This is a genomic window from Jeotgalicoccus saudimassiliensis, from assembly GCF_000756715.1.
Lineage (GTDB): Bacteria > Bacillota > Bacilli > Staphylococcales > Salinicoccaceae > Jeotgalicoccus > Jeotgalicoccus saudimassiliensis.
Window position 1 is genome coordinate 2047523 of record NZ_CCSE01000001.1, and the last position, 24353, is coordinate 2071875.

Genomic DNA, 24353 nt, shown 5'->3' on the forward strand with positions numbered 1-24353 from the left:
TATAAATTAGTATTTTTCTCAATGATATATTAACCCTTTAAGATATGCAATTTCATGAAGGAAAGGTTATAATTTCAAGTAACAGAGATTGGAGTGATGATTATGTCATTTGTAAAATACATTGAGTCGAAAGACAGTACACTGCTTTATACGAAAGTACAGACGACAGAAGTACCTGAAGAAGCAAAAGCGACAATCATTATTGTCCACGGACTTGCAGAGCATCTTGGACGATACGACGATATCGCTGGTACACTGCTCAGAAACGGTTTTAACGTAATCCGTTACGATCAGCGGGGTCACGGTCATTCTTCCGGAGAGAATACATTTTACTCTAATATGGACGAGATTACAGATGATCTCGGAGCAATCGTACTTTATACGAAAAAACATCTCCCGAACCAGCAGTTATTTGTAATCGGTCACAGCATGGGCGGTTATGCAGCTGCGTTATACGGAACAAAATATCCGCGTAAAATTGACGGCTATATTACGTCAGGGGCACTGACGCGCTACAATCACGAACTCTTTGCCGGAGTGCCTGTCGGTCTCGACAGCAACGATTATATTAAAAATGAACTTGGCGAAGGGCTGTGCAGCACGAAAATCGTCCTGAAACACTATGTTGAGGATGCACTGAACAAAAAGGAAATCTCAATCGGACTGATCAGAACGGTTGAAAAAGGGATTGAGTATCTGAAGCTTGAAGCGGGAGACTTTAAAGATCCGGTGCTGATTCTGCACGGTGAAAATGACGGTCTCGTGGCAAGTCTCGATTCCGAACAGTTCCATGAGGAAATTTCTTCAGAGGATAAGCAACTGATTATTTATCCTGAACTGGAACATGAAATATTTAACGAATTTACGATGAAGGAAGAGATCTTCAGGACTATTATCAGCTGGATAGAAGACAGGCTGAAAAATACGGAGGAAGAAATTAAATGAACATAAGTGAAGCAATACAAACAAGGCGCAGTGTAAAAATATTTAAAGATATAGAACCTGTAAGTAAAGAAACGGTTGAACAGCTGCTGCAGGCAGCAATTATGGCACCGAACCATCACCATACTGAACCGTGGAAGTTCTTCGTACTGCAGGGGGATGGACGTCTGCCATTATCACGTGTTCTCGCCGGATGGGCGAAAACACGTGTCGATGATCCGGACAGTGAAGCCGGTCAAAAACGTATTAAAAAGCTCAGCTCAAAACCGTTAATCGCACCGACAGCAATTGTTGTGGCACTCAGCCCTCAGGAAGGCAATGAAAAAGCAATTTATATTGAAGATGTTTCAGCGGTTTCCGCTGCAGTTCAGAATATACTTCTCGAAGCGCACGGCATGGGTCTTGGCGCAATTTGGAAGAGCGGTCCGGCATATTATGCCGAGCCTGTTAAACAGTACTTTAATCTGACTGAAGAAGAGGAAATACTCGGTGTCATCTTTGTCGGGGAATCGGATATGAAGAAAAATCCGGAACCGAAACGTATTCCGTTCGAAGATAAGACGGTGTGGATAACTGAGGATAACGAATAGATGAAAAAGGCTGCAATCTTTCTATTCCTGACAGCGACACTGCTTATGTTCAGTGTAGGCTGGATTATTCCGGCAGAGTATAACTTTATTGTATATCCTGCTGTTTTTATAATATTCATTGCAGGGGTTTACTGCAGTCTCAGCATTGAATCGGATACCAAATGAAAAAATGTAAAATATGCATTATTTACGGCTGACAGGGTAACTTCATTATATGGAGTTGCCCTTTTTTTGATGGATATATATTTTAATACATGAAATTTGGATTGGGGTGTTAACGATGAAGAGATACATAATATCAGCGCTGTTTATTGCGGCAGTGTTTGCACTTGGTGCATGCGGGAGCCCGGAAGGTAAAGTATTATCGAATATTGAAACATTTGAAGAGGATACTGCACCTGCACTGACAGAAGCTATTCAGAGTATTATTGATCGTGAAGCTGAAATGACCGTCCTGTTCAATGAGGCGGTAACGGATGAAGAACTGGCAGATTTTAAAGATAGTAAATCGCCGCTGTATGAGAACTTGAAAGAACGTAAAGATCTGGCGGCCGGTCTGTCGGAAACTGAAGAAGAGCTTACAGGAATGTCTGAGGAATTTGTTTCTGCCGATGTCAGTGAAAGTGAAGAATTGACAAAAGAGCAGACTCAGAAACTGGCGGACAGTGCGGAGCAGCTTGAAAAGAGCATAAAGAGTATCCGCGAAGGTTACGCCGATATCAGCAGTGCAGAAACATCTTTTTTTGAAGCACTTGGCGGCGGGGATGCCGACTATAATACTATGCGTGACGGCATGGATGAAATTAATACACTTCATGATGAAGTTAAGGGGCATTACGGCGCGGTAAATGAACAGCTGCAGGCATTTGAGAGTGCAGGCAATGAAGTGAAATATGCACTGGGCGAAGAGACGCAGGGTGAAGGAGCGGTGCAGTCGGATTCTGATGCAGCAGCGGAGGGTGAAACTGAACTGCTGTATACGGTTGACCCCGGCACGTCTCAAATTGTACCGTCATCAGATAATGCCGATCCGGCAGCGGTACTGATTACGATAGATGATGCGCCGGATGAAAGTGCCGTTGAAATGGCCCATACTTTAAAAGAACTCGATGCCCCTGCCATATTTTTCGTTAACGGTATGTTAATCGAATCGGGAGAAGGACAGGAGAAGCTGAAAGAAATATATGAACTTGGTTTTGAGATTGGCAATCATACTTATAATCACTTTAATCTGCAGCAGCTGACACCGGAAGATACAGCACTTGAAATTGTGGACACGAACGATCTGATAGAGGAAGTCACAGGGGAGCGGCCGGTGTTTTTCCGTGCACCGTTCGGGGTCAACAGTGAAGCATCGATAGAGATTGCTGAAGAAGAAGGTATGACCGTTATGAACTGAACATACGGCTTTGACTGGGAACCGGAATATCAGGAGTCGGCAGCACTGGCTGAAATTATGGTCAATACTGAAATGCTTGGAAACGGAGCCAATCTGTTAATGCACGACCGTACGTGGACGAGCAGCGCACTGGCGGATATAGTCAATGGATTGAGAGACAAGGATTACACGCTTATTGATCCGGCGTCAATCGACCGGGAAGGCGGGGTGGCTGAATGAGTACAAAAAATTTTTTAATTATGGTAGGCGGCATACTGGCTGTGTTATTTTTCCTTCTTGCACTGGCAATCAGAGCGGAGATGGGCGGAGATGACACCGGTACGGCTGGAAAGACCGCCGGAGACACTGAAGAACAGCAGACAGAAACCGAAAGTCAGGAAACAGCACTAAATTTAAATGACAGTCCGCTGTATGCTGTTCATGAAGACACTGCACCTGTCTTTCAGTACCAGTCCGGTGTGGATATTCCGTACCCGGAAGAAGGGGTGAAAGGCATTTATGTCACAGCCTATTCAGCAGGTGGAGAACGGATGCCGGAGTTGATTGACCTTGTTAACAATACAGGTTTAAATTCAATGGTAATCGACGTTAAGGAAGATATCGGTGATATTATGATGCCGCTCGATGTGGATAATGATATTGTACGTAATCATATGTATGATTACGTCGATCCAAAGGCGCTCATGACGACGATGGAGGAGAATGAAATTTACCCGATTGCACGAATCGTTGTTTTCAAAGATTCAAGACTTGCAATGGAAAGGCCGGATTTATCGTACCTGAATCCTGACGGTTCGGTCTGGCAGAATGGCAGCGGGGAAAGTTTCGTCAATCCGTTTCTAAAGGAAGTCTGGGACTATAATGTGGATGTGGCAATTGAAGCGGCAAAACTCGGATTCAAGGAAATTCAGTTTGACTACGTGAGATTTCCGGAATCATTTGATACGCTCTCGTCCGGTCTGACATATGATTTTGGGGAATATGCCAATACTGAAGCAGATGAAGTTCAGCAGAGAGTGAATGCTGTAACTGATTTTGTAGCGTATGCCAGTGAGCAGCTGAAGCCGTATGATGTGGACGTCTCCGTCGATGTGTTCGGCTATGCCGCAACGCAGCGTGAAGCACCGGGCATCGGGCAGAATTTCTCACAGATTGCAGATAATGTGGATATTATCTCATCGATGATTTATCCGTCTCACTGGGGTGCCTATTCATTTGATATCGCAGCACCTGATACAGAACCGTATGCAGTGGTGGATCAGTATATGAAAGTGGAAAACGAAGTGCTCGGTGTGCTCGAGGAACCGCCCGAATCAAGGCCGTGGATTCAGGACTTTACGGCAGGTGATCTCGGACCGGGTAATTATATCGAGTATAATGCACCGGAAGTGGAAGCTCAAATTCAGGCATTAAAAGATAACGGTATAGATGAGTATTTACTGTGGAATGCACAAAATGAATACTCTGAAGGTACGGAATATCAATAAATTTCATTGGAACCCTTTGTTATCAAAAACGAATGATGACAAGGGTTTCTTTACGTTTGTACAGATTTAAAACAAGTGATAAATTTCACTAAAACTTCTATATTTGAAATTAAATTTCAATTTAGATATATAAAGTATACTTTCATTTTTATTGTTAATCTACATGTTATGTCGACTATAAAGTGTAATAAGATACAGTTGGGATTGATTTGACGGTGAAAACAGTGTATAGTGTAAAAGTCGTCTTAATATAAAGTTTCATAAGATTGGAGAGGATAATTATGAGGTCTGAGGAAACAGCAGATCATCAGATTGAAACGACCGAGAGTGACCACTCATTATCTAAAGTTCCATATAACGAACGTAAAATGGGATGGCTCAGTATAACAAATATTACTTTTGGTATTGCTACAGCAATATTCTACTTCCAGATAGGAAGTGTGATGGCACTGCAGTTCGGTGCAATTAACGCTCTGATTTCAGCGGCATATGCAATTGTCGTTGCCGGTGTAATGGGTACAGTTATTGTTTACCTTTCAGCGAGATCAGGCATGAACGTCAACTTAATGTCGCGGGGCGGAGGCTTCGGATACATAGGTGCGTCATTAACGTCTTTAATATATGCTTCCAACTTTATTATGTACTGTGCACTTGAAGGTATGATCCTCGTCTTTGCAGTACACGAATTCTTCCCTGTTATTCCGGTATGGCTGCTCATAGTCGTATTTGGAACTCTTGTTATTCCGCTTAACTGGTTTGGAATTAAACAGCTCGATAAATTACAAAAATGGTCATTGCCGATATTCTTTATATTCCTTTTTGCAGCAATAACCGTGTCATTTATGACACCGTCACAATACGATGCTCCGTTCTGGACTTACATGCCTGAAGGTATGCAGATTGGCGGAACAGCACTGTTACTGTGTATTGGAATGCAGCATGGAATTGTCGGATTAACTGCACTGATTGCATCAGATTATGCGCGTTTCTTAAAACCCGAACACATTAAAGGCGGTTCATTTGCGATTGGATTTATTCCACAGATTTTCTGTTACGGTGTAATGGGCGGACTTGGAATCTGGTTTGGTGTGCGCTTAAACGAGCCGAACCCCGGTGTATATATCGTTCATTTACTCGGTATCGGCGGTGCATTGTTCACTATGCTTACGCAGGTGCGCATAAATGTTACAAACATTTACAGCAGCTCTTTATCGTTATCAAACTTCTTTGAGAACGTTGTAAAATTCACTCCGGGACGCAGATTCTGGGTAGTTGTTGCCGGTGTCATCGCGATGATTCTAATGCTCGGCGGCATTACGGATCACTTAGATGCTGCATTAACATTCCAGGGCGTATTCCTGATGTCATGGGCAGCTATTTTAGTGACTGATTTTGTCGTAGTTAAACGCATGATGAAAATCGGGCCGGGACACTATGAAGAACGTCAGGAATATTTGTATAAATGGAACCCCGTTGGTGTCTGGTCGCTGATTATTTCAAGTTTACTTGGAACAATTGCGGCACTTGGCTATATGGGTACATTCCTGCAAAGTACAGCGGCATTTTTTGCAGCACTGCTGGCAGCGGTACTGACGATTGTCATTGCATCAATGACGAAAGGCAGATACTATCTGAAAACGGAAGTTAAAGATGTCGATGAAAGAGATATTCTCGTTAAAACGAAATAAATCAGCTATGTTATAAATGGCCGGAACAGCGACGTTCCGGCCATTTTGTTTTAATAAAACGGGCAGGGGTATTTCTAAAAGAGTATAGAAGTTAATACTTATTAGAAGTGAGGGAATAAAATGGAAGATCTGATGATGTATGCACTGAAATTAACCGCCGGGTTAATCGGTGTGTTAATTGTTCTCAGGCTGATGGGGCGAAAAGAGCTGGCACAGATTACGCCGCTTGATTTCGTCTATGCATTGATACTCGGCGGGATTATTGAAGAAGCGATGTACGATGCAACGGTGCCTGTGTACGAAATGGTGTTTGCATTGTTCTTCTGGGCGCTGCTGATTTATGTGCTTGAAAAAATTGCGCTGAAAAACCGAAAATTCAAAAGTGCTGCGCAGGGGGATCCGGAAATTCTAATAAAAGACGGCCGTCTCGATGCGAAACTTATGGAGAAAAACAATATGGACGTCGATGAAGTCCGTATGCTGCTCAGAATGAAAGATGTGTTTTCGTTAAGCGAAGTGAAGTATGCAATACTTGAAGAGAGCGGGGAACTCTCCGTGATGCAGTATGCGGGAGGAGAACCGCCGACACGAAGCGAACTAGAGACAGATTATACTGAGAATGAATTATCATATCTGTTTGTCGATGCAGGAAAAGTTGAACACGAAAGATTGAAAAACAGAGGGAAAGATGAAACGTGGCTCCGCGATAAGCTGAGAGAAGAAGAAAATGCAGATCTCGATGATGTTTTCTACGCAGAGTGGAGTGAAAAGAAGGGATTTTTTTTACAGGAATATCAGAAATAAAATAAAACCATCCGGCAACAAACCGTTGCCGGATGGTCTTTAATGCATCTCTGCTGTTTGTGAACGGGTATAGTCAATTTACGCTTCTGCCATCACGCGGGTCTTCTTATTTCTCCGTTTTTCCGACTCATCAATTAAAATTGCGGCAGCGGCATCTCCGGTAATGTTCATCGTCGTATATGCCATATCAAGAATTCTGTAAATAGCTGCTATAGGACCCATTAATTCAATCGGCAGTCCGAGTAATGTCAGGAATGAAGCTCCAAGCACGATACCGCCGCCGGGAATTCCCGGTGCAGCCATATTTATAACAGTGGCAATGACTACCAGGTAGATAATCTGGCCGACGCCGAGCGGGAGGTTGTAGAAATCTGAGACGAATACAGCCAGAAGGCTGAACGATATCGCGCCTCCGGCCATGTTTATAGTTGTACCGAGAGGAACTACGAAGCTGGTGATTGAGTTGCTGACCTTAAAGTCATTTTTAGTCACCCTGATTGTCGTCGGCATTGTAACTGCTGAGCTTGTAGTGGCAAGTGACACGAGCCAGACTTTATATATTCCTTTCATGAACTGAACTGGTGACATTCCTGTATACAGCCAGACCGGAATCAGCATCACAGCTATAAATGCGATAATACAAGCTGCATAAGCAGTCACAATATAAAGTCCGAGTGCCGAGAATATTCCTGCACCGTATTCTGCAACAGCGAAGGCCATCAGCGAAATAATACCGATTGGTGTTAATTCCATAATGTAATCCAATACTTTAAATATAACTTTTGACAGACTGTTTATGAAGCTTTTAACAGGTTCAGCTTCTTTGCCGACAGCAACAATTGCAATGGAAAATACAACAGTAAAAATGATTGTTGCAAGTATGTCGCCTTCAGAAAGTGCCATAAACAGATTGTCCGGAATAATGTTCATAAAGAATTCGTCAACAGACGGGGAAGTGACTTCACCGTCGTAACCTGATTCGGCAATGTTAATACGGTTTCCAGGTCTGACGAGGTACGAGATTAATAAGCCGATTCCCGCAGTGGCAACGAACATCAGTACAAATACAAATATGCTTTTAAAGCCGATCCTGCCGAGGTCTCTGCCGCTTGCGATATTAATAATGCCGGTTGAAACGGCGACAAAAATAATCGGTATAATCATTGCTTTAATAATATTTAAATAAATATCTCCGATAAACTTTATGCTGAGGGAGAATTCAGGCAGTAATATCCCAAATAGAATCCCGATGACAAACCCGATTGCAATCCGGGTAAATAAATGTTTTTTACCTGTCAGTATATTTTTCATTCTGAATCACTCCTTCATACTCCGGAATCTGACCTTTTTCATAGCTGCCGAGTATATTGATATAGGATGTTTCTTTTTTGAGCACTGACAGTGCCGCATCAAAGTTCGCCCGGTCCACATCATTTTCGATATCGATAAAGAACCCGTATGAGAATGGTTTATTTTGTATCGGGCGGCTCATGAGATAGAGCAGGTTAATATTGTGGCTTTTGAAAATATCCAGAATATCACTTAAAGAACCGGTGCTGTGGTCGGATTCAATGTACAATGATGTTTTTTCGTGCAGTGTTTTTTCGCTCAGTTCTTTCGTGAATATTAAGAAGCGTGTTGTGTTCAGTGGATTGTCGCTGATGTTTTCACGGATGACATTCATGCCGTACAGTTCGGCTGCGTGACTGCCGGCAATACTTGCTATTGTGTCATCTTCCGATTCTTTAACCATATGTACTGCGCCTGCTGTGTCGCTGTATTCTTTTACTTCAATATTCGGATACTGGCTTAAATACGTATAGCACTGTTCGAGTGCTTCCGGATGTGAATAAACTTCTGTAACCTGATCGAGTGCAATCGTTTTTTTTGATATCAGCGCGTGGTCGATTTTTACGTACACTTCCCTGACTGCTTTAACATCCAAATACTTCATCAGATCGATAGTTCTTGTAATCGGACCGCTCGTCGAATTTTCAACGGGCAGTGCAATATAATCCACGTCGTCGTTCAGAAGTGCTTCAACGAGCAGTTTAAACGTCATATAACCTTCCGTCGTATATTTTTCGCTGCCGGCAAATGCCGCACAGGCAAGCGTACTGTAACTGCCTTCTACACCCTGATAACCAATTTTCATTTGAAACACTCCTTATTTTTTATATTAAAAAAGACCAAATTGACTTCTGCCTGCAGAAATCCAATTGGTCCGGTTAAAGTATATATAAAAATACCAGCCAATTAGATTCTGCTAATGGCTGGTTGATGCATCATTAATTCAGCCATCATAGATTTAGGTCACGCCTATATCCACGATGGAATACAGACGCTATCTAAAATAGCTGAAAAAGAAAGTATTTAATTGTGATATTTTTGTCTGCTGTAACATAAAAATCACTCTCATCAATTAAAGTTTTAATAATGTTAATTAGTCTAACAATTAAGAATTCTTTTGTCAATTTAAATTTGGCTGAACTGTGCCTGATGAAGTTCTTTATATACTCCGTTATCGAGCGACAGCAGTTCTTCATGAGTACCGCTCTCGGCAATACCGTCTTTTGTAACCACCATAATACGGTCTGCATTTTTGATCGTCGCAAGTCGGTGGGCGATAACCAGTGTCGTGCGGCCTTCAGCGAGGCGGTTCAGTGCATCCTGAATATACATTTCTGTTGCAGTATCCAGTGCACTCGTCGCTTCATCCAGTACTAAAATCGGTGGATTCTTTAAGAACATGCGGGCAATTGCGATACGCTGTTTCTGTCCTCCGGACAATTTAACACCGCGTTCCCCGACGATAGTCTGAAGTCCGTCTCTGTAACTGTCAACCAGTTCTTTCAGCTGTGCTTTTTCAAGAGCGTCATAAACATCCTCATCTGTTGCATGCGGTTTACCGTAAGCAACGTTTTCTTTCAATGTGCCTGCGAAAAGAAATACATCCTGCTGCACGGTTCCGATATTTTCCCGGAGTGAAGATAATGTCAGATCCCTGATATCTGTACCATCGATGGAAATGTTGCCTTTTGAAACATCGTAAAAGCGGGGGAGGAGTGAACATAGTGTTGTTTTTCCTGCACCTGATGGTCCGACAAAAGCAATCGTTTCACCCGGTTTAATGTTAAATGAAATATCTGTCAGCACATTTTTCTCTTCGTATTTGAAAGAAACATTGCTGTAGCGTATGTTCCCGCTGACGCCGGTTAATTCAACCGCATCTTCTTTTTCCTTTATGTCCGGCTGAACAGCCATCGTATCCAGGAAGTGTTTAAATCCTGCAATACCGTTCGGGTAAAGCTCAATAACCGCATTAATTTTTTCAAGCGGCTTGAACAGTACGTTGGAAATTAATATGAATGCGGCGAATTCTCCATATGTCAGTTCTCCCTGCATTACGTAATATGCACCTGCAATGAGAATGAACACTGTAACGAGACGCATCAGCATGTATGTGCTGGACGTATTAAAAGACATAATTTTATATGCTTTTAATTTGGTTGCCCTGAAGCTGTCATTAATTTTTTTAAACGCTTCAAATTCTTCTTTTTCATTAGCGAAAGCCTGTACTAAACGGATACCTCCGATTTTATCCCCGATTAAATGGTTAAATTCGGAAACGCGGCCGAATAACTCGCGGAAAGCGACAGTCATCTTCTTGTTAAAGTAAATGGCGATAACAAGAATCAGCGGAACGACGATAAATGCAATAATAGCCAGTTCCGGGTGGATGTAATACATAATTCCAAATGCCCCGAGCAGTGTCATCACTGCGATAAACAGATCCTCAGGTCCGTGGTGTGCCATTTCCCCGATATTCATCAGATCATTCGTTAAGCGAGTTAACAGTTTTCCTGTCTTCGTATTATCGAAGAACCGGAATGATAATTTCTGAATATGTCCGTATAGATCATTTCTGATGTCCCGTTCGATGTTTGTTCCGAGCATATGCCCCCAGTATGTAACGACGAATTGCAGAAACGTATTGAATAAATACACAAGTACCAATCCCAGAGCAGCAATCAAAATCCATTGCCAGTTGCCGGTAGGCAGCAGTTCATCTATAAACATGCTGACAATTATCGGGAACGCAAGTTCCAGAATGCCGACGATAACTGCAGACAGAAAATCGACTGTGAATAAGACTTTATAAGGTGCGTAATAAGATAAAAATTTCTTCACCATGCCCCATCCTTTTTTCATATATTATAAGCATATAGATTATACCACTATTAAATTTTTACAGGTTGAAATTATTTCGGGTTCCGCATGATAAAAAATTAACTTATACGGTTAATTGGTGTAAAATCAACATTACAGAATAAACAGATTTGAGGGCTTATATTATGAGTAAAATAAACGTTGGTATTATATACGGCGGTAAATCGACAGAACACGAAGTTTCAATTCGTTCTGCGAAAAGCGTATTTGAAGCATTAAATAAAGAAAAATACAATGTCAGACTCATTCATATTACAAAACAGGGTGAATGGCTGCTTGCAGCTGACAATGACAGCGTTAAGACGCTTGACAGTACCAACAGTACGAAGCTTACAGTCGCTCCCTCACAAGGACTTGTAGCCGACAGCAGCCCGGTTCAGCTGGATTCGGTGCTGCCGATTCTTCACGGTACTGCAGGGGAAGACGGAACGATACAGGGGCTTCTTGAACTGGCAGACATCCCTTATGCCGGATGCGGCGTAAGAAGCTCAGCTGTGTGTATGGACAAGGATATGACGAAAAGACTTCTTGAGCTGAAAAGTATTAAAGTCGCACCGTCGATCGTTCTTAATTACTACGAAAAAGACGGACAGACATTCGAGCATGCCGAAGACAAACTCGGCTTGCCGATGTTTATCAAACCGGTAAATCAGGGGTCATCTGTCGGAGTCTCAAAAGTATCCGATGAAAAAACGTTCTATGAAGCGCTTGATGCAGCCTTTTCTTTTGATACGAAAGTGATGATTGAAACTGGCATTGACGGTCGTGAGATTGAAGTGTCTGTACTTGGCAACGAAGAGCTGCACGTATCAATGCCGGGGGAAATCGTCTCGCAGACAGATTTTTACTCATACAGTTCAAAATATCTGGATGAGAACGGCGCACTGCTGAATATTCCGGCCGAGATGGACCGGGACACGATGGAGAAAATCCAGCAGACAGCACGTGAAACTTTCAGAGCGCTTGACTGTGAGGGCATGGCAAGAGTTGACGTATTTCTGACACCGGACGGGGAAGTGATTGTAAATGAAGTCAATACACTCCCCGGCTTTACGAGCATCAGTATGTATCCGAAACTGCTGGAAGCTTCAGGTGTACCGTACAGTGAAACACTCGACAGGCTGATTGAATTAAGTCTCGAGAGATATGAACGTTCTGAAAGATTAAAAACAGATATTTCTTAAGTAAAGGGGATCTATGTATGACAATCCGATTGGCTGTGTCTGAAGATGCTGCAGGTATAGCGAGAGTTCAAGTTGAAAGCTGGCGCACTACTTATCCCGGCATCGTGCCGAAAAGTTATCTCGACAGTCTGGATGTTAAAAAGCGGGAAAAAATCTGGAAGCAGGCAGCGAAGAACCAGCCGCTTTATGTTGCGGAAGCAGAAGGAGAAATCGTCGGCTTTGCAATCGGCGGTGAAAACAGGGATAAAGGTACGTATCCGGAATTTGACGGGGAACTGTATGCGATATATTCCTATCAGCATGTGCATGGAAATGGGACAGGCCGTGCATTGTTTGAACATGCGGCGCGCAACCTGGCAGAGCGGGGCTATAAGAAAATGATTGTCTCTGTACTGTCACAGAACCCGGCCGTGAACTTTTATCAGCATATGGGCGGCCGCTATCTCGGTGAAGAAACGATTACGATTGACGGTGTGGATATACAGGAATCATTTTACGGTTACGATGATATTAATAATATATAACAACGGGGGATGAACTGAATGAGAGAAGAATTAATTGAACGTTTATCTAGGTATGCAAAAATTGACACCCAGTCCGACGCATCAAGTGAAACGGTACCGTCGACTGACAAACAGTGGAATCTGTTAAAAGAACTTGAAACAGAACTGAATGCCATCGGTATGAGCGACGTTAATCTCGACGATAAGGGATATCTGTATGCGACCCTGCCGGCAAATACGGAAGGTAAAAAGACCATCGGGTTTCTGGCACATGTGGATACAGCGACAGATTTTACAGGAACAAATGTTAAACCGCAGCTCGTTAAGTATGAAAGCGGGGATATTGTACTGAATGAAGCACTGAATATCGTGCTGACGCCGGAACAGTTCCCAAATTTAAATAATTATCAAGGCCATACGCTGATGACGACCGACGGTACGACACTGCTCGGTGCGGATAACAAAGCCGGCATTGCGGAAATTATCACTGCTGTCGAATACCTGCTTAAACATCCCGAGATTAAACACGGTACAGTTAAAGTAGGCTTTACACCTGATGAGGAGATCGGACGGGGGCCGCATGACTTTGACGTTGAACGATTCGATGCAGACTTTGCATATACAGTCGACGGCGGACCGCTTGGTGAACTGCAGTATGAAAGTTTTAACGCTGCGGGCGCTGCTGTGAAAGTTACAGGAAACAGTGTGCACCCCGGGACGGCGAAAAACAAAATGGTTAATGCTGTACGCATCGCGGCTGATATTGTTACAGGATTTGATGCGGATGACACACCCGAAAAGACGGAAGGCTACGAAGGTTTTAACCACGTGCTGAACTTATCGGGTGACGTTGAAACAGCGGAATTCAGTATGATTATCCGTGATTTTGATTCAGAGTCATTTAAAGCGCGTAAAGAAGCTGTTGAACAGAAGATAGAAGCATTCCGGGGCAAATATCCTGAAGCGGTCATCGAACTGGAGATGAACGACCAGTATTACAACATGAAAGAAGTTATTGAGAAGGATATGTCAATTGTGACACTGGCTGAAGAAGCGATGAAGTCACTGGAGATTGAACCGGTCATCGAACCGATACGCGGCGGAACAGATGGCTCTCAGCTGTCGTATAAAGGACTGCCTGCACCGAACATTTTCACCGGAGGAGAAAACTTCCACGGTAAATTTGAATTCGCTTCGATTGACGATATGGAGAAATCAGCGGAAACAATCGTTAAAATAATTGAACTGAACGCAAGATAAAAAAACTCAGCAGAGATTAATCTCTGCTGAGTTTTTTTGATTCATCGCTTATAGGGCGTGCTTTGGCAAGGCCTTTGCCAATCGTTTCACCCGAACTTGATTGTTTCAGGAAGAATGCTGCTGCGAGTGCGAGACCGAGGAAGCAAGTACCGACAAGGAATGACAGGTTAATGCCTTCAAGCGTTGCCTGGTTAATCATTGCTTCTGTCGGATTATCCATTTTGCTGACAGTAATGTTTGTATATGTCTGCATTACTGTAATCAGGAGTGCAATTCCGATTGATCCGCTGACCTGATTAAGCATGCTGTTCAGTGATGAACCGTGCGGCGTTAAATGTGCCGGCAGGGAGTTCATCCCGTTCGTCATAACAGGGGTGTTTACCATGGTCATCCCAAGCGCGCGTATCATATAAATTGTTAATAAGTACGTAAATGAAGTATCGACTTCAAGACGGCTCAGGAAGAATGTTGTCACTACTGCGAGTGTCAGACCCGTAATTGCCATTACTTTCGGACCGTAAATATCAAACAGCTTACCTGATACGGGACTCATCAGCCCCATAATCAGTGCACCCGGCAGCATCAGCAGTCCTGTATCCAGCGGGCTTAAGCCCTGGATGTCCTGCATGAAAATCGGGATTAAAATCATTCCCGCGAATAAAGCCATATTGGCCGCACCGATAATCAGTGAAGCAATTGTATACATCGAATATTTGTAAACTCTGAAGTCGAGCATCGGGTGTTCCAATTTGAATTGTCGCATAACATAAAGTGTTACAGCTGCAAGTCCTAAAAACAGCGGAATTAATACGCTTGAACTTGCGAGACCGTATTCTCCTGCTGAGCTCAGTCCGTAAAGTACACCGCCGAAACCGATTGTCGACAGCACAATAGAGTAAATATCAATGTGGGCTTCCCGATGCTGCTGAACATCCGGCAACTGCCAGAACCCGACGGCAAGAACGATTACAAGTACCGGCACCATCATGTAGAACAGCATGTGCCAGGAATAATTTTCGACAACGATACCGGACAGTGTCGGTCCGATAGCAGGTGCAAAGAACATTACAAGGCTGAACAGACCCATTGCTGTTCCGCGTTTGTCTGGCGGAAAGCTGGTGATCATAATATTCATTAAAAGCGGCATCAGCATTGCGGAACCTGTCGCCTGAATCATACGGCCTAATATAAGTACGATAAAAGTCGGTGAAAACCCGGCAACGAGTGTACCGGCGAGAAACAGTGACATAGCTGCCAGAAAAAGTGTTTTGGCACTGAATTTCTGCATCAGGTATGCCGTGGTCGGTATAATAATACCCGAAACCAGCATATAGGATGTTGAAACCCATTGAACAGCTGATGTGGATATTCCGAAATCATTTTTGATGGCGGGAAGCGCGACATTTAAAAAAGTGTTGGATAAGAACGAGATGAAAGCTCCGGATAATAATATAATAATTAATCTGTAATCCGGTTTTTTCTGAGTTATTTCAGACATTTATTTTCCCCTTTTAGCTTAAAATCAATTTAGCTATTATACCCCATATTAAATTAAATTTCACTAAAAACATTTATCCGATACGATTATCAATCTGAATATAAATAAAGAAACCGACAGTTATCCCAAGAAGCAGCGAAATCGGTAACGCATATGTGTCACTTATTGATGGTAAGAAAGTTTCAATAACCCAGTGGAAACCCAGGAAGCACAGTGCCATCAGCACGATAGATATTAAAGTTCGTGTCATAAAATTCCTCCTTCAAGGTAAAATGCTGTATCTCTAAATCTTATCAAACCTTGGGCTAGACATGTGAGTGAAATACCTTGATAATATAAGGTAATCAGTATTAGTGGAGGGAAACTTATTATGAAGACGAAATTTCATAATTATGCCAAGGAGTATTTTAAACACAGAAACGATATTCCAAGTGCATTTTTTGAAGAGCTGACTAAACGAGGTATTGAACTGTCCGGGAGTAAAGTTGCAGATATCGGAGCCGGCCCGGGATTTTTAAGTAAATCATTAAGTGACCACGGTGCAATTGTCGATGCAGTGGAACCTTCGGAAGATTTTATTGAAATAGCAAAAGAGTATATCGGTAATGATGACCGCATCAGTTTCACTAAAGGTACAGCAGAAAAAACTGATCTTGCGGACAGCACATATGACATTGTAATCGTTATGAGATCGTGGCAGTGGTTCGACAGTGATAAGGCAGCTAAGGAAATGAAGCGCATACTTAAGCCGGACGGTATTTTAATCGTTGCTGATATTGGATTTAAAGCGTCGAACAAGATGGTTAAAGAATCCATGAAAATCGTTAAGAAAAACTCAAAGCACAATGAATTGAAAAAAGCCGGTTCAAAAGAAGATTCGATTCAGACAATTAATGGTTTCCCTGTTGAATGGTTCGGCGACTGGCGACATGCAAGACTTGATCTTGAAGATTTCTTTAAATATGAATACACAGTTAAATTTACTGATCAGGAATGGCTTGGCAGACTCGGAACATCATCATGGCTTGTTGCTTTTAAAAAGAAACAGATGGACAAAGCAATGGAAAAAATTGCAGACATCCTCGAGTCAATGGATGAGGAAAAAAACATAAAGTTACGCACGCACTTAACGTGGCAATATTAAGAAACAAAAAGAAATAACAGTATGAGAAAGAGGGCGATTATTTCGTCCTTTTTTATTTTGGACAGATTTTTATGAAAACGTTTCAATACATAATTAATTAATGAAAGCGATAACAATGCATCTAATTATGCATATAAATGAATAATATGTATGTGGTGTAACTCTACATAAAATTTAACTACATTACTTATTATTCAAACTTGAATTAACTAAAAATTTTCAATAGAGTTACTTTGGTAAAAACATCACATAATCTTTGAAAACCCTTGGTATATATAGTATTATAAAGATACATAAAAGAGGTACAGAGAAATACTCTAATATAAAAATTTCAAAAGGAGGAGCTAAAATGTTTGTATCTGATAAACTTACAGCAGAGGTTCGTATGCAGGAATATAAAGAGGTTGCGTATAATAATTCAATTCTTACAGATAAAAAAGAAAAGATTAAGCGCCCGTTTCTTAACAAATTAATCAGCGCACTGACTTTCTAAAAAATATATAAATAGAGATGCCATTCCTGAAGAGAGAGGAATGGCTTTTTTGTGTTTAAAGTAAGTTTAACTGCCAGGATACACCGAACTGATCCTGAATCCACGCGTAGCGTTTACTCATATTATAATCATCCAGCGGTATGTGGATGGCTCCGTTCTTCTTCAGCTTTCTGTACAGCATTTCAATTTCATTTATATCTGTACATTCAATATAAACAGACATACTTGGTGTAAACGTAAATTCTGACGGTACATCAGAGTCACGCAGCATCAGATGCATATCACCGATGCGTATTACTGCCTGCTGGATTTTATTTGATCCTGTATAGTTCACCAATTGAATAATATCGAAGTGATGGAACACCTCTTTATAATATTCCAGCGCTTCAAAAGCACGTCCTTCAAACGTCAGAAAGGGCATTGCCGCTCTCATTTTATTTTCCCCCTTTACAACTGATATAGTATTGTTTATCATTTTATGAGAACAGACTGATACAGTTTGTAACTGTTACATATCTGAGTTTATTATAACAGTTTCCCGTATTTTAATTTTTTTAAGGGGGCATTAAATGATTGCACTAGATGGTGTTGTTAAACAGTATCAGGGCCAAAATGGACCTTTCAGTGCCCTGGACAATATATCTGTTCACATAAAGGAAAGTGAAAAATTCGGCATTATCGGTGAGAGTGGATCGGGTAAATCGACACTTCTCCGTATGATTAATGCTTTAGAAACCCCTGATAATGGAACAGTTACGGTAGACGGCGAAGATGTTGTGAACCTGTCGCCGAAACAGCTGAGACAGTACCGTAAAAAAATCGGCATGATTTTCCAGCAGTTTAATCTGCTGAATAACAAGACAGTGCTTGAAAATGTCACACTGCCGTTAAAACTGCATAAATTTGAATCCGCTTTAGATGTGGATGAAGTACTCAGTTTTGTCGGACTCAGTGACAAGAAAAACAGTTATCCGGGACAGTTGTCAGGCGGACAAAAACAACGGGTAGGTATTGCACGGGCATTAATAACAAATCCCAAAATACTGCTTTGTGATGAACCGACGAGTGCACTCGATGAAAAGACAACAGACGAAATTGTCGGTGTTCTGAGACGGGCACATGAAGTGTATGGGATGACAATCGTTGTCGTAACGCATGAACTGAACGTGATTAAACATTTATGCGACCGGACGCTGGTGCTGGAAGCAGGTAATATCATCGATACGATTGATATTAAGCCGTCATCGCATGTGATATCGGAAGCCTCTTATTATGAACGGGTAGTAGAGGTGCTTAAAAAATGATTGAGATGATATCTATTTATTTTGAACGCGTTATTGAATACTGGCCGAATCTCCTGAAAAGTTTAAACGAAACAGGAATTATGATGGGATTTGCCATGGCTGCGGCAATAGTACTCGGGCTGCCGCTCGGCACACTGCTTTACTTAACGGATGAAGATAAGCCGCTAGAGAACAAATTTATATATCATACAGCAAACGTCGTCGTTAATATTGTCCGTTCATTTCCGTTTCTGCTGCTTGTTATAGCGATGCAGCCGCTGATCCGTGAAGTGTACGGCAGAGCAACAGGTGATCCAGTCGCCGCATCATTTCCGCTGATGGTCATTGCGATTGCACTGTATGCACGGTTTGTGCAGCAGTCGCTGCTCGATGTGCCAAAAGGAGTTCTGGAAACCGCACAGGCAATGGGGGCTTCAATACCGCAGCTCGTGTACCGTTTCCTGTTTGTTGAAGCGAGAAGTTCATTAATAATCGGCTTCTCGACAGCGTTTGTAAGTTTCATCTCATATTCGACGATTATGGGGGTTGTCGGCGGGGGCGGTATCGGTGACTTTGCAATCCGATACGGTTACCAGCGTTATGAAACAGACATTATGTATACAGCAATCGTCGTGATTATAATATTTGTACAAATTGCACAGTGGTTTGGTCTGTGGCTTGCAAGAAAAATTGATAAAAGATAAGAGGAGATTAGTATGATGGGTAAAAAAATTTGGATGGGAACTTTTGTAAGTGCCTGTGTATTAATGCTTGCTGCATGCGGCGGGGAAGAAACTGCGGAGGAGAACAATGAAATTACAGTAGTTGCCCAGACGACACCGATGACGGATATCGTCGAAATCGCGGGAGAAGCAATCGAGGAACCTTACACAGTTAAACTGGTTGAAGTGGCGGATAACATCCAGTATAACGAAGCTGTGTTTAACGACGAGGCGGATGCGAGCTTCGCACAGCATGAACCGTTTATGGAACAGTTTAATAAAGAAAGTGACGCAGATCTCGTTGCGATGTCGGAAATATACAATGCAATTGTCGGCTTCTACTCACCGGTATATGATTCAATCGATGAACTTGAAAACGGAGCAGAAGTGGCAATTCCAAGCGATCCGACCAACGAAGCGCGTGCACTGATGATTCTGGATGACGCGGGTATTATTACATTGGCTGATGATGTGTCATTTGAAGCGACGGTCGATGATATTGAAGACAATCCGAAAAACCTTAAGTTTACACACGTTGACCTGTTGAATTTAAGTGCCTCTTATGAAGATGGAATTCCGCTTGTTTTCAACTATCCGACGTATATTGAACCGATTGGTCTGACACCGGAAGATGCAGTACTGCTTGAAGATGATGATAACAACACATTTGCACTCCGCGTTGTTGCACGTGAGGGCAATGAAGATTCAGAAAAAATCGAAGCGCTGAACAAGGCATTTACATCTCAGGAAGTTTATGATTTCCTCGATGAACTGGCTGATAAAGGCCACCTTGAGCCTTCATTTGAACCGGGTGAAGAATAATGAAGAAACTATATCCTTTATTTTTTGTAATGGCACTGTTTCTTGCAGCGTGCGGAAATGATGACAAGACAACATCTTCTGAGGATGATACGCATATCGTCATCGCATCCCAGTCGGAGCCGCTGACTACAATGGTCGAAGTGGCAGCTGAAGTGATTGAGGAACCATATACGATGGAGCTGCTGCCGGTGAACGATAACATTCAGTATAATGAAGCGACGTTTAATGATGAAGTCGACGGCAGTCTGGCCCAGCACGAACTGTATATGGAGGGTTTTAATGAAGAAGCGGGAGCAGATCTGGTAGCAATACAGCCGGCTTATATTTCGAATGTCGGCTTCTATTCACCTGTCTACGAGTCAATTGATGAAATAGAATCGGGTGCGGAAGTGGCAATTCCAAGCGATCCGCCGAACGAAGCGCGTGCGCTGTTAATACTGGACAGTGCAGGACTGATTACGCTGGCTGAAGACACGGGAATCGATGCGGCAGTATCCGATATTGTCGAGAACCCTAAAAATCTGCAGTTTACACCTGTCGATTTGTTCAACTTAACAGCGGCATATGAAGATGGTGTTGAACTCGTGTTTGAACACCCGAACTTAATAGCGAATATCGGTCTTTATCCGAAAGATGCAATTTTACTTGAAGATGAAGATGAGAAAAGATTTGCCTTCCAGCTGGTAACCCGTGAAGGCAAAGCAGACAGTCCTAAAATGCAGGCGGCAAAACGCGCACTGGCATCTCAGGAAGTATACGACCTTCTGATGGAAGAGGCGGAACATGAGATGTTTACACCGGCGTTTGAACCTGGTCAGCCTGCAGAATAATTTTATGAAAGTACCGAGTTTGACCTCCCTTACTCGGTGCTTTTTTATTTTGTTCAAATATTGCTATAATTAGGAAAACGCATACAAATGAGGGGATATTGAATGACAGCAGCAGAGAAACTAAAGCAATTTAAAGAAGAAATAGGAAAAGTAATTATCGGGCAGGAGAAAGTCATCGAACTTGTGTTTATCAGTCTGATTCAGGAAGGGCACATACTGTTTGACAGTGTACCGGGAACGGGGAAAACGGTCCTGTCAAAAGCTGTGGCAAGTACAGTGGACGGTGATTTTGCACGTATTCAGTTTACACCGGATGTGCTGCCGGCTGATGTTACGGGAATGAATATGTATAATCCGAAAACGCAGAGTTTTGAGCTTAGAATGGGTCCGGTTAAAACGAATATACTGCTCGCTGATGAAATTAACCGGGCGACACCGAGAACGCAGTCGGCACTTCTTGAAGTAATGGAGGAGCGGCAGGTGACGATTGACGGTACGGGAGTGAAGCTCGATGACTTGTTTATCGTACTGGCAACGCAGAACCCGATTGAATCCAGACAGGGGACGTTTGAGCTGCCTGAAGCACAGATGGACCGCTTTTTAATGAAAATTACACTGGGCTATCCGAAACGGGAAGAAGAGCTGACAATGCTTGATATGCATAGAGGAAAAAATATCATTGATGTGAAACCCGTATTTACACGGATGGATATTATGGCGCTGAGAGCAGAGGCAGCGGAGATTCGTATTAATGACACTGTTAAAGAATACATAATTGATCTTGTTCATAAGACGAGGGAGCACAGGCACACAGCACTTGGGGTGTCACCGCGCGGGGCACTCGGGTTAATGCGTGCGGCGATGGGGAAGGCCCTGATTAACAACCGTAATTACGTGACTCCGGAAGACGTGAAATATATTGCACCGTACGTACTGGCCCACCGCATTGTACTTAATATAGAAGGGATGACACTGACGACGGAACAGGCACTGATACAGGACATTCTAAATGACACAGAAGTGCCTGTTGAATTTGGAGTGAGCCGGAATGAAGTATAAATATGATTTCAGTGAAACACAGACGGCTTCACTGTTTACTGTCATTGTGTCAGTGCTGATTATTCTTGATGTTTTTTATGCGGCAACATTAAATATATACATCGTCTTTATAATCGGAATACTGATTTCAGCAATGATACTGAACAGATACTATGAAAAAAATGTAATGAAGCATCTGCGTGTGGAAATTATTAACGATGAAGTCAGGCATTATAAAGGTGAGACAGGGGTGCTTAAAATCCGTATTGCACAAAATGGTATTATGCCGGTGCTTAGTGCGGAAATGACCGTAACCGCAGGAAATGATATTAAGTTTAACAATGATCAAGCGCTTAAGATCCGTCAGCAGACAGAAACAACTGCAGTTTTTACTGTGCTGCCGAAAAGAGAAACGGTAATAGAAATACCTTATAAAGCGTCAAGGCGCGGAGTCAGTTATATCGTTGACAGCCGCATCAGCGTGCCGAGAATTTTCGGTTTCGGCAGTATGGATTTAAGGCAGACCGGACCGGCAAAGCATGAAATTATGATTTACCCGGACAAGTTTGCCGTTCATAATGAGCCGATTAAATTTAAAATTGCTCAGGGTGTTTTTAAAAATAATGAATCGCTGTACAACGATCCACTGCTGACACTCGGAAACCGGGAGTATATGGAAATTGATTCATTTCGGGACATTAACTGGAAACAGTCGGCTCGTATGGGGGAGCTGCAGTCAAAGATATACGAGAAAACGACGTATACAGAATGGCTGATACTCATCAATCTGCGCTCTGAATCAGTATTTGCACCGCCTGAAAACATTGAGAGAATTTTTGAGAAACTGAGCTTTTTAACTGGGGAAATTGCAAAAGAAGATATAACCTACAGCATGATTGCGAACATGAAAACTTTTGACGAAGGCAGTTACTTCAGAATCGATGAGCTGAATGGACTTAGAAGTTACAGACCGGTACTTGAAGCGCTCGCGAAAATTAAAACTGTGACTTTTACGATTGCATTTGAACGATTTTTGAATCATGTGAGGCTGTATGAAAAAGTGCCGTCGCACATTATTTTCACCGGAGAAACTGATGCGCTGATTGACAGGGAGCTTGAATACTTTCTGCGCAAAGGTATTACGATTTATCAGCTGAATGATAACGGGCTTGAACGATATGGCGGCAATTCAGGAAAGCTTAAGGCGGTGGGCGGATGAGCAGGGTAAATTACTATGCAAAATTTGTGTTTTATTTTGCAGTCGACATGTTTGTACCCGGACTGACGGCCGTACTGATAAACATTCACAACACCGCACCCGGGGACAGTTATCTGCTGCCGCTCGGAGCAGTAATTTTTATACTGCTTGTATTAAGTCATGTCATCGCAGAGAGATTCAGTCTGCAGGCAGTATATTTCCTCGTTCCGCTGGGAATTATATTGTTAGTGCTGACAGGATCATACTGGCTTACAGCACTTTTAATTGCGGGCTTTTCAGTGTGGACGCTTGAGCAGCTGCACGATAATATTGACAATCATTATAACGAGAAGATGATGATTATTATGCTGCTGTTCGTTATTATTTTAAACCTGATTAATACCCCGGAAATTGATGCACACCAGCTGCAGCTTCATCTGATTGCAGCGGGCATGTTTGTCTTTTACTTTTTAGGCAGAATTTTTATGCTGATGACAGGAAGCGGATGGGATTTCACTTCACGTGCATGGGTATTTGCTGTTTCATCAGCTTTTCTGATTACAGCGGCCGCATTATTTACAGGACTGTATAAGTACGCGGAGTTTGCAGTGCAGACGGTAATCATCTTTCTGATAAACGGTTTTATAATGCTGCTTCGGCCATTCTTTTCATTTCTGGAAACAGTAGAATTTAAATTTCCCGATATGGAGCAGGAACAGATGGAAGTGAATGAGGACGGTAATGCGGTAAATGAAACGTTTGAAGGAACAACTGCGGTAAGTGAAGTGCCGGTAATGACGATTTTAATCGTTCTGACTGTGATTGGGATTGGAGTGTTCCTCTTGATGTACTTCAGAAAACGCAGCCGTCCGGTGAAAAGTACTGCTGAGAGTAAAAGTTATACTACATCTGTTCGAACAAGTACAACGAAAGAAAAACTGACACCGGCGGTCTCTGTTCCGGAAGGGGAAGTCAGAAAACAGTATTATGCATTTGAGAAGTGGCTGGCCGGCAGGAACCTCGGCCGTTATCACGGTGAGACGATAGATGAATGGGCAGAACGGATGAATATCGGGAATACGGAACTGCTTGAACGATACAAGCAATACCGGTATGACAGCAGGGAGATGACAGCTGAGGAGTTTTATGAATTTAAGGAAATGATTAAAAATATTAAGCCGTTACTTGGGGATAAAAGTAGTTAATTCAGAAAATTTCAACTATGGAAGCGTAATCAT

Annotated in this window: 26 protein-coding genes; 20 read left to right on the forward strand and 6 right to left on the reverse strand. The window is 42.5% G+C overall.

The window, feature by feature from the left end; all coding sequences use genetic code 11:
- The first annotated feature begins 102 nt into the window (after positions 1 to 102).
- From RZ44_RS10225 to RZ44_RS10250, 8 genes are all read left to right on the forward strand, one after another.
- On the forward strand, positions 103 to 945 hold the full coding sequence (locus RZ44_RS10225; protein WP_035811066.1) for an alpha/beta hydrolase: 843 nt from the start codon (positions 103 to 105) through the stop codon (positions 943 to 945).
- A complete protein-coding gene (locus RZ44_RS10230; RefSeq protein ID WP_035811069.1) occupies positions 942 to 1532 on the forward strand; it encodes a nitroreductase family protein in 591 nt (196 codons plus the stop codon). Before RZ44_RS10225 ends, RZ44_RS10230 begins: the two co-directional genes overlap by 4 nt.
- Complete coding sequence (locus tag RZ44_RS11355) at positions 1533 to 1697, forward strand: hypothetical protein (protein WP_171816127.1); 165 nt, start codon at positions 1533 to 1535, stop codon at positions 1695 to 1697.
- A gap of 115 nt (positions 1698 to 1812) precedes the next feature.
- Positions 1813 to 2931, forward strand: coding sequence for a polysaccharide deacetylase family protein (locus RZ44_RS11510; protein WP_052108972.1), 1119 nt, complete (start codon positions 1813 to 1815; stop codon positions 2929 to 2931).
- 57 nt (positions 2932 to 2988) lie between these two features.
- The gene (locus RZ44_RS11515; RefSeq protein WP_331709024.1) at positions 2989 to 3150 is read left to right on the forward strand and encodes a hypothetical protein; all 162 of its coding nucleotides are present in this window, start codon (positions 2989 to 2991) and stop codon (positions 3148 to 3150) included.
- Complete coding sequence (locus RZ44_RS10240) at positions 3147 to 4418, forward strand: putative glycoside hydrolase (protein WP_035811071.1); 1272 nt, start codon at positions 3147 to 3149, stop codon at positions 4416 to 4418. The genes RZ44_RS11515 and RZ44_RS10240 overlap by 4 nt, the downstream gene beginning before the upstream one ends.
- Positions 4419 to 4699: 281 nt before the next feature.
- Entirely contained in the window at positions 4700 to 6106 is a 1407-nt protein-coding gene (locus RZ44_RS10245) for a purine-cytosine permease family protein (protein WP_035811074.1), read from the forward strand.
- Between the two features lie 120 nt (positions 6107 to 6226).
- Positions 6227 to 6910 (forward strand): DUF421 domain-containing protein, encoded by a 684-nt coding sequence (locus tag RZ44_RS10250; RefSeq protein WP_081962395.1) that lies wholly within the window; start codon positions 6227 to 6229, stop codon positions 6908 to 6910.
- 78 nt (positions 6911 to 6988) lie between these two features.
- On the opposite strand, the gene RZ44_RS10255 is transcribed toward RZ44_RS10250, so the two are convergent.
- The 3 genes from RZ44_RS10255 to RZ44_RS10265 all read right to left on the reverse strand — a co-directional run bounded on the left by RZ44_RS10255 (position 6989) and on the right by RZ44_RS10265 (position 11104).
- The gene (locus RZ44_RS10255; RefSeq protein ID WP_035811078.1) at positions 6989 to 8221 is read right to left on the reverse strand and encodes a dicarboxylate/amino acid:cation symporter; all 1233 of its coding nucleotides are present in this window, start codon (positions 8219 to 8221) and stop codon (positions 6989 to 6991) included.
- Positions 8199 to 9065 carry a prephenate dehydratase gene (locus tag RZ44_RS10260; RefSeq protein ID WP_035811080.1) on the reverse strand — a complete coding sequence of 289 codons (867 nt, stop codon included), beginning with the start codon at positions 9063 to 9065 and terminating at the stop codon, positions 8199 to 8201. Before RZ44_RS10260 ends, RZ44_RS10255 begins: the two co-directional genes overlap by 23 nt.
- 320 nt (positions 9066 to 9385) lie before the next feature.
- Positions 9386 to 11104: an ABC transporter ATP-binding protein gene (locus RZ44_RS10265; RefSeq protein ID WP_035811083.1), complete on the reverse strand. Its 1719-nt coding sequence runs from the start codon at positions 11102 to 11104 to the stop codon at positions 9386 to 9388.
- Positions 11105 to 11265: 161 nt separating this feature from the next.
- Between RZ44_RS10265 and RZ44_RS10270 the strand changes: the two genes are divergently transcribed.
- From RZ44_RS10270 to pepT, 3 genes are read left to right on the forward strand one after another with little or no spacing between them, the layout of a single operon-like run.
- A complete protein-coding gene (locus RZ44_RS10270) occupies positions 11266 to 12324 on the forward strand; it encodes a D-alanine--D-alanine ligase family protein (RefSeq protein WP_035811084.1) in 1059 nt (352 codons plus the stop codon).
- A gap of 17 nt (positions 12325 to 12341) precedes the next feature.
- Positions 12342 to 12848, forward strand: coding sequence for a GNAT family N-acetyltransferase (locus tag RZ44_RS10275; protein ID WP_035811087.1), 507 nt, complete (start codon positions 12342 to 12344; stop codon positions 12846 to 12848).
- Between the two features lie 18 nt (positions 12849 to 12866).
- Positions 12867 to 14087: a peptidase T gene (gene pepT / locus RZ44_RS10280; protein WP_035811089.1), complete on the forward strand. Its 1221-nt coding sequence runs from the start codon at positions 12867 to 12869 to the stop codon at positions 14085 to 14087.
- A gap of 16 nt (positions 14088 to 14103) precedes the next feature.
- Here pepT and RZ44_RS10285 read toward each other — a convergent pair whose 3' ends face one another.
- Positions 14104 to 15585 (reverse strand): MDR family MFS transporter, encoded by a 1482-nt coding sequence (locus tag RZ44_RS10285; protein WP_035811090.1) that lies wholly within the window; start codon positions 15583 to 15585, stop codon positions 14104 to 14106.
- Between the two features lie 73 nt (positions 15586 to 15658).
- A complete protein-coding gene (locus tag RZ44_RS11360) occupies positions 15659 to 15835 on the reverse strand; it encodes a hypothetical protein (RefSeq protein WP_171816128.1) in 177 nt (58 codons plus the stop codon).
- Positions 15836 to 15955: 120 nt separating this feature from the next.
- Here RZ44_RS11360 and RZ44_RS10290 point away from each other — a divergent pair, with 120 nt between their 5' ends.
- A complete protein-coding gene (locus RZ44_RS10290; RefSeq protein ID WP_035811092.1) occupies positions 15956 to 16729 on the forward strand; it encodes a class I SAM-dependent methyltransferase in 774 nt (257 codons plus the stop codon).
- A 349-nt stretch (positions 16730 to 17078) separates the two neighbouring features.
- Positions 17079 to 17222, forward strand: a complete 144-nt coding sequence (locus RZ44_RS11365; RefSeq protein ID WP_171816129.1) for a hypothetical protein — start codon at positions 17079 to 17081, stop codon at positions 17220 to 17222.
- A gap of 55 nt (positions 17223 to 17277) precedes the next feature.
- Here the strand turns inward: RZ44_RS11365 and RZ44_RS10295 are convergent, their stop codons facing one another.
- A complete protein-coding gene (locus RZ44_RS10295; RefSeq protein ID WP_035811095.1) occupies positions 17278 to 17655 on the reverse strand; it encodes a VOC family protein in 378 nt (125 codons plus the stop codon).
- Between the two features lie 136 nt (positions 17656 to 17791).
- Between RZ44_RS10295 and RZ44_RS10300 the strand changes: the two genes are divergently transcribed.
- The 7 genes from RZ44_RS10300 (at position 17792) to RZ44_RS10330 (ending at position 24320) form a co-directional block, all read left to right on the forward strand.
- Positions 17792 to 18526, forward strand: a complete 735-nt coding sequence (locus RZ44_RS10300) for a methionine ABC transporter ATP-binding protein (protein WP_035811098.1) — start codon at positions 17792 to 17794, stop codon at positions 18524 to 18526.
- A complete protein-coding gene (locus RZ44_RS10305) occupies positions 18523 to 19209 on the forward strand; it encodes a methionine ABC transporter permease (protein ID WP_035811100.1) in 687 nt (228 codons plus the stop codon). Before RZ44_RS10300 ends, RZ44_RS10305 begins: the two co-directional genes overlap by 4 nt.
- Positions 19210 to 19224: 15 nt before the next feature.
- Positions 19225 to 20049 carry a MetQ/NlpA family ABC transporter substrate-binding protein gene (locus tag RZ44_RS10310; RefSeq protein ID WP_052108974.1) on the forward strand — a complete coding sequence of 275 codons (825 nt, stop codon included), beginning with the start codon at positions 19225 to 19227 and terminating at the stop codon, positions 20047 to 20049.
- The gene (locus tag RZ44_RS10315; protein WP_035811102.1) at positions 20049 to 20879 is read left to right on the forward strand and encodes a MetQ/NlpA family ABC transporter substrate-binding protein; all 831 of its coding nucleotides are present in this window, start codon (positions 20049 to 20051) and stop codon (positions 20877 to 20879) included. The genes RZ44_RS10310 and RZ44_RS10315 overlap by 1 nt, the downstream gene beginning before the upstream one ends.
- Before the next feature lie 102 nt (positions 20880 to 20981).
- Entirely contained in the window at positions 20982 to 21938 is a 957-nt protein-coding gene (locus tag RZ44_RS10320) for an AAA family ATPase (protein WP_035811104.1), read from the forward strand.
- On the forward strand, positions 21928 to 23136 hold the full coding sequence (locus RZ44_RS10325) for a DUF58 domain-containing protein (RefSeq protein WP_035811106.1): 1209 nt from the start codon (positions 21928 to 21930) through the stop codon (positions 23134 to 23136). The genes RZ44_RS10320 and RZ44_RS10325 overlap by 11 nt, the downstream gene beginning before the upstream one ends.
- Positions 23133 to 24320 carry a DUF4129 domain-containing protein gene (locus RZ44_RS10330; RefSeq protein ID WP_035811117.1) on the forward strand — a complete coding sequence of 396 codons (1188 nt, stop codon included), beginning with the start codon at positions 23133 to 23135 and terminating at the stop codon, positions 24318 to 24320. Before RZ44_RS10325 ends, RZ44_RS10330 begins: the two co-directional genes overlap by 4 nt.
- Positions 24321 to 24353: the final 33 nt, after the last annotated feature.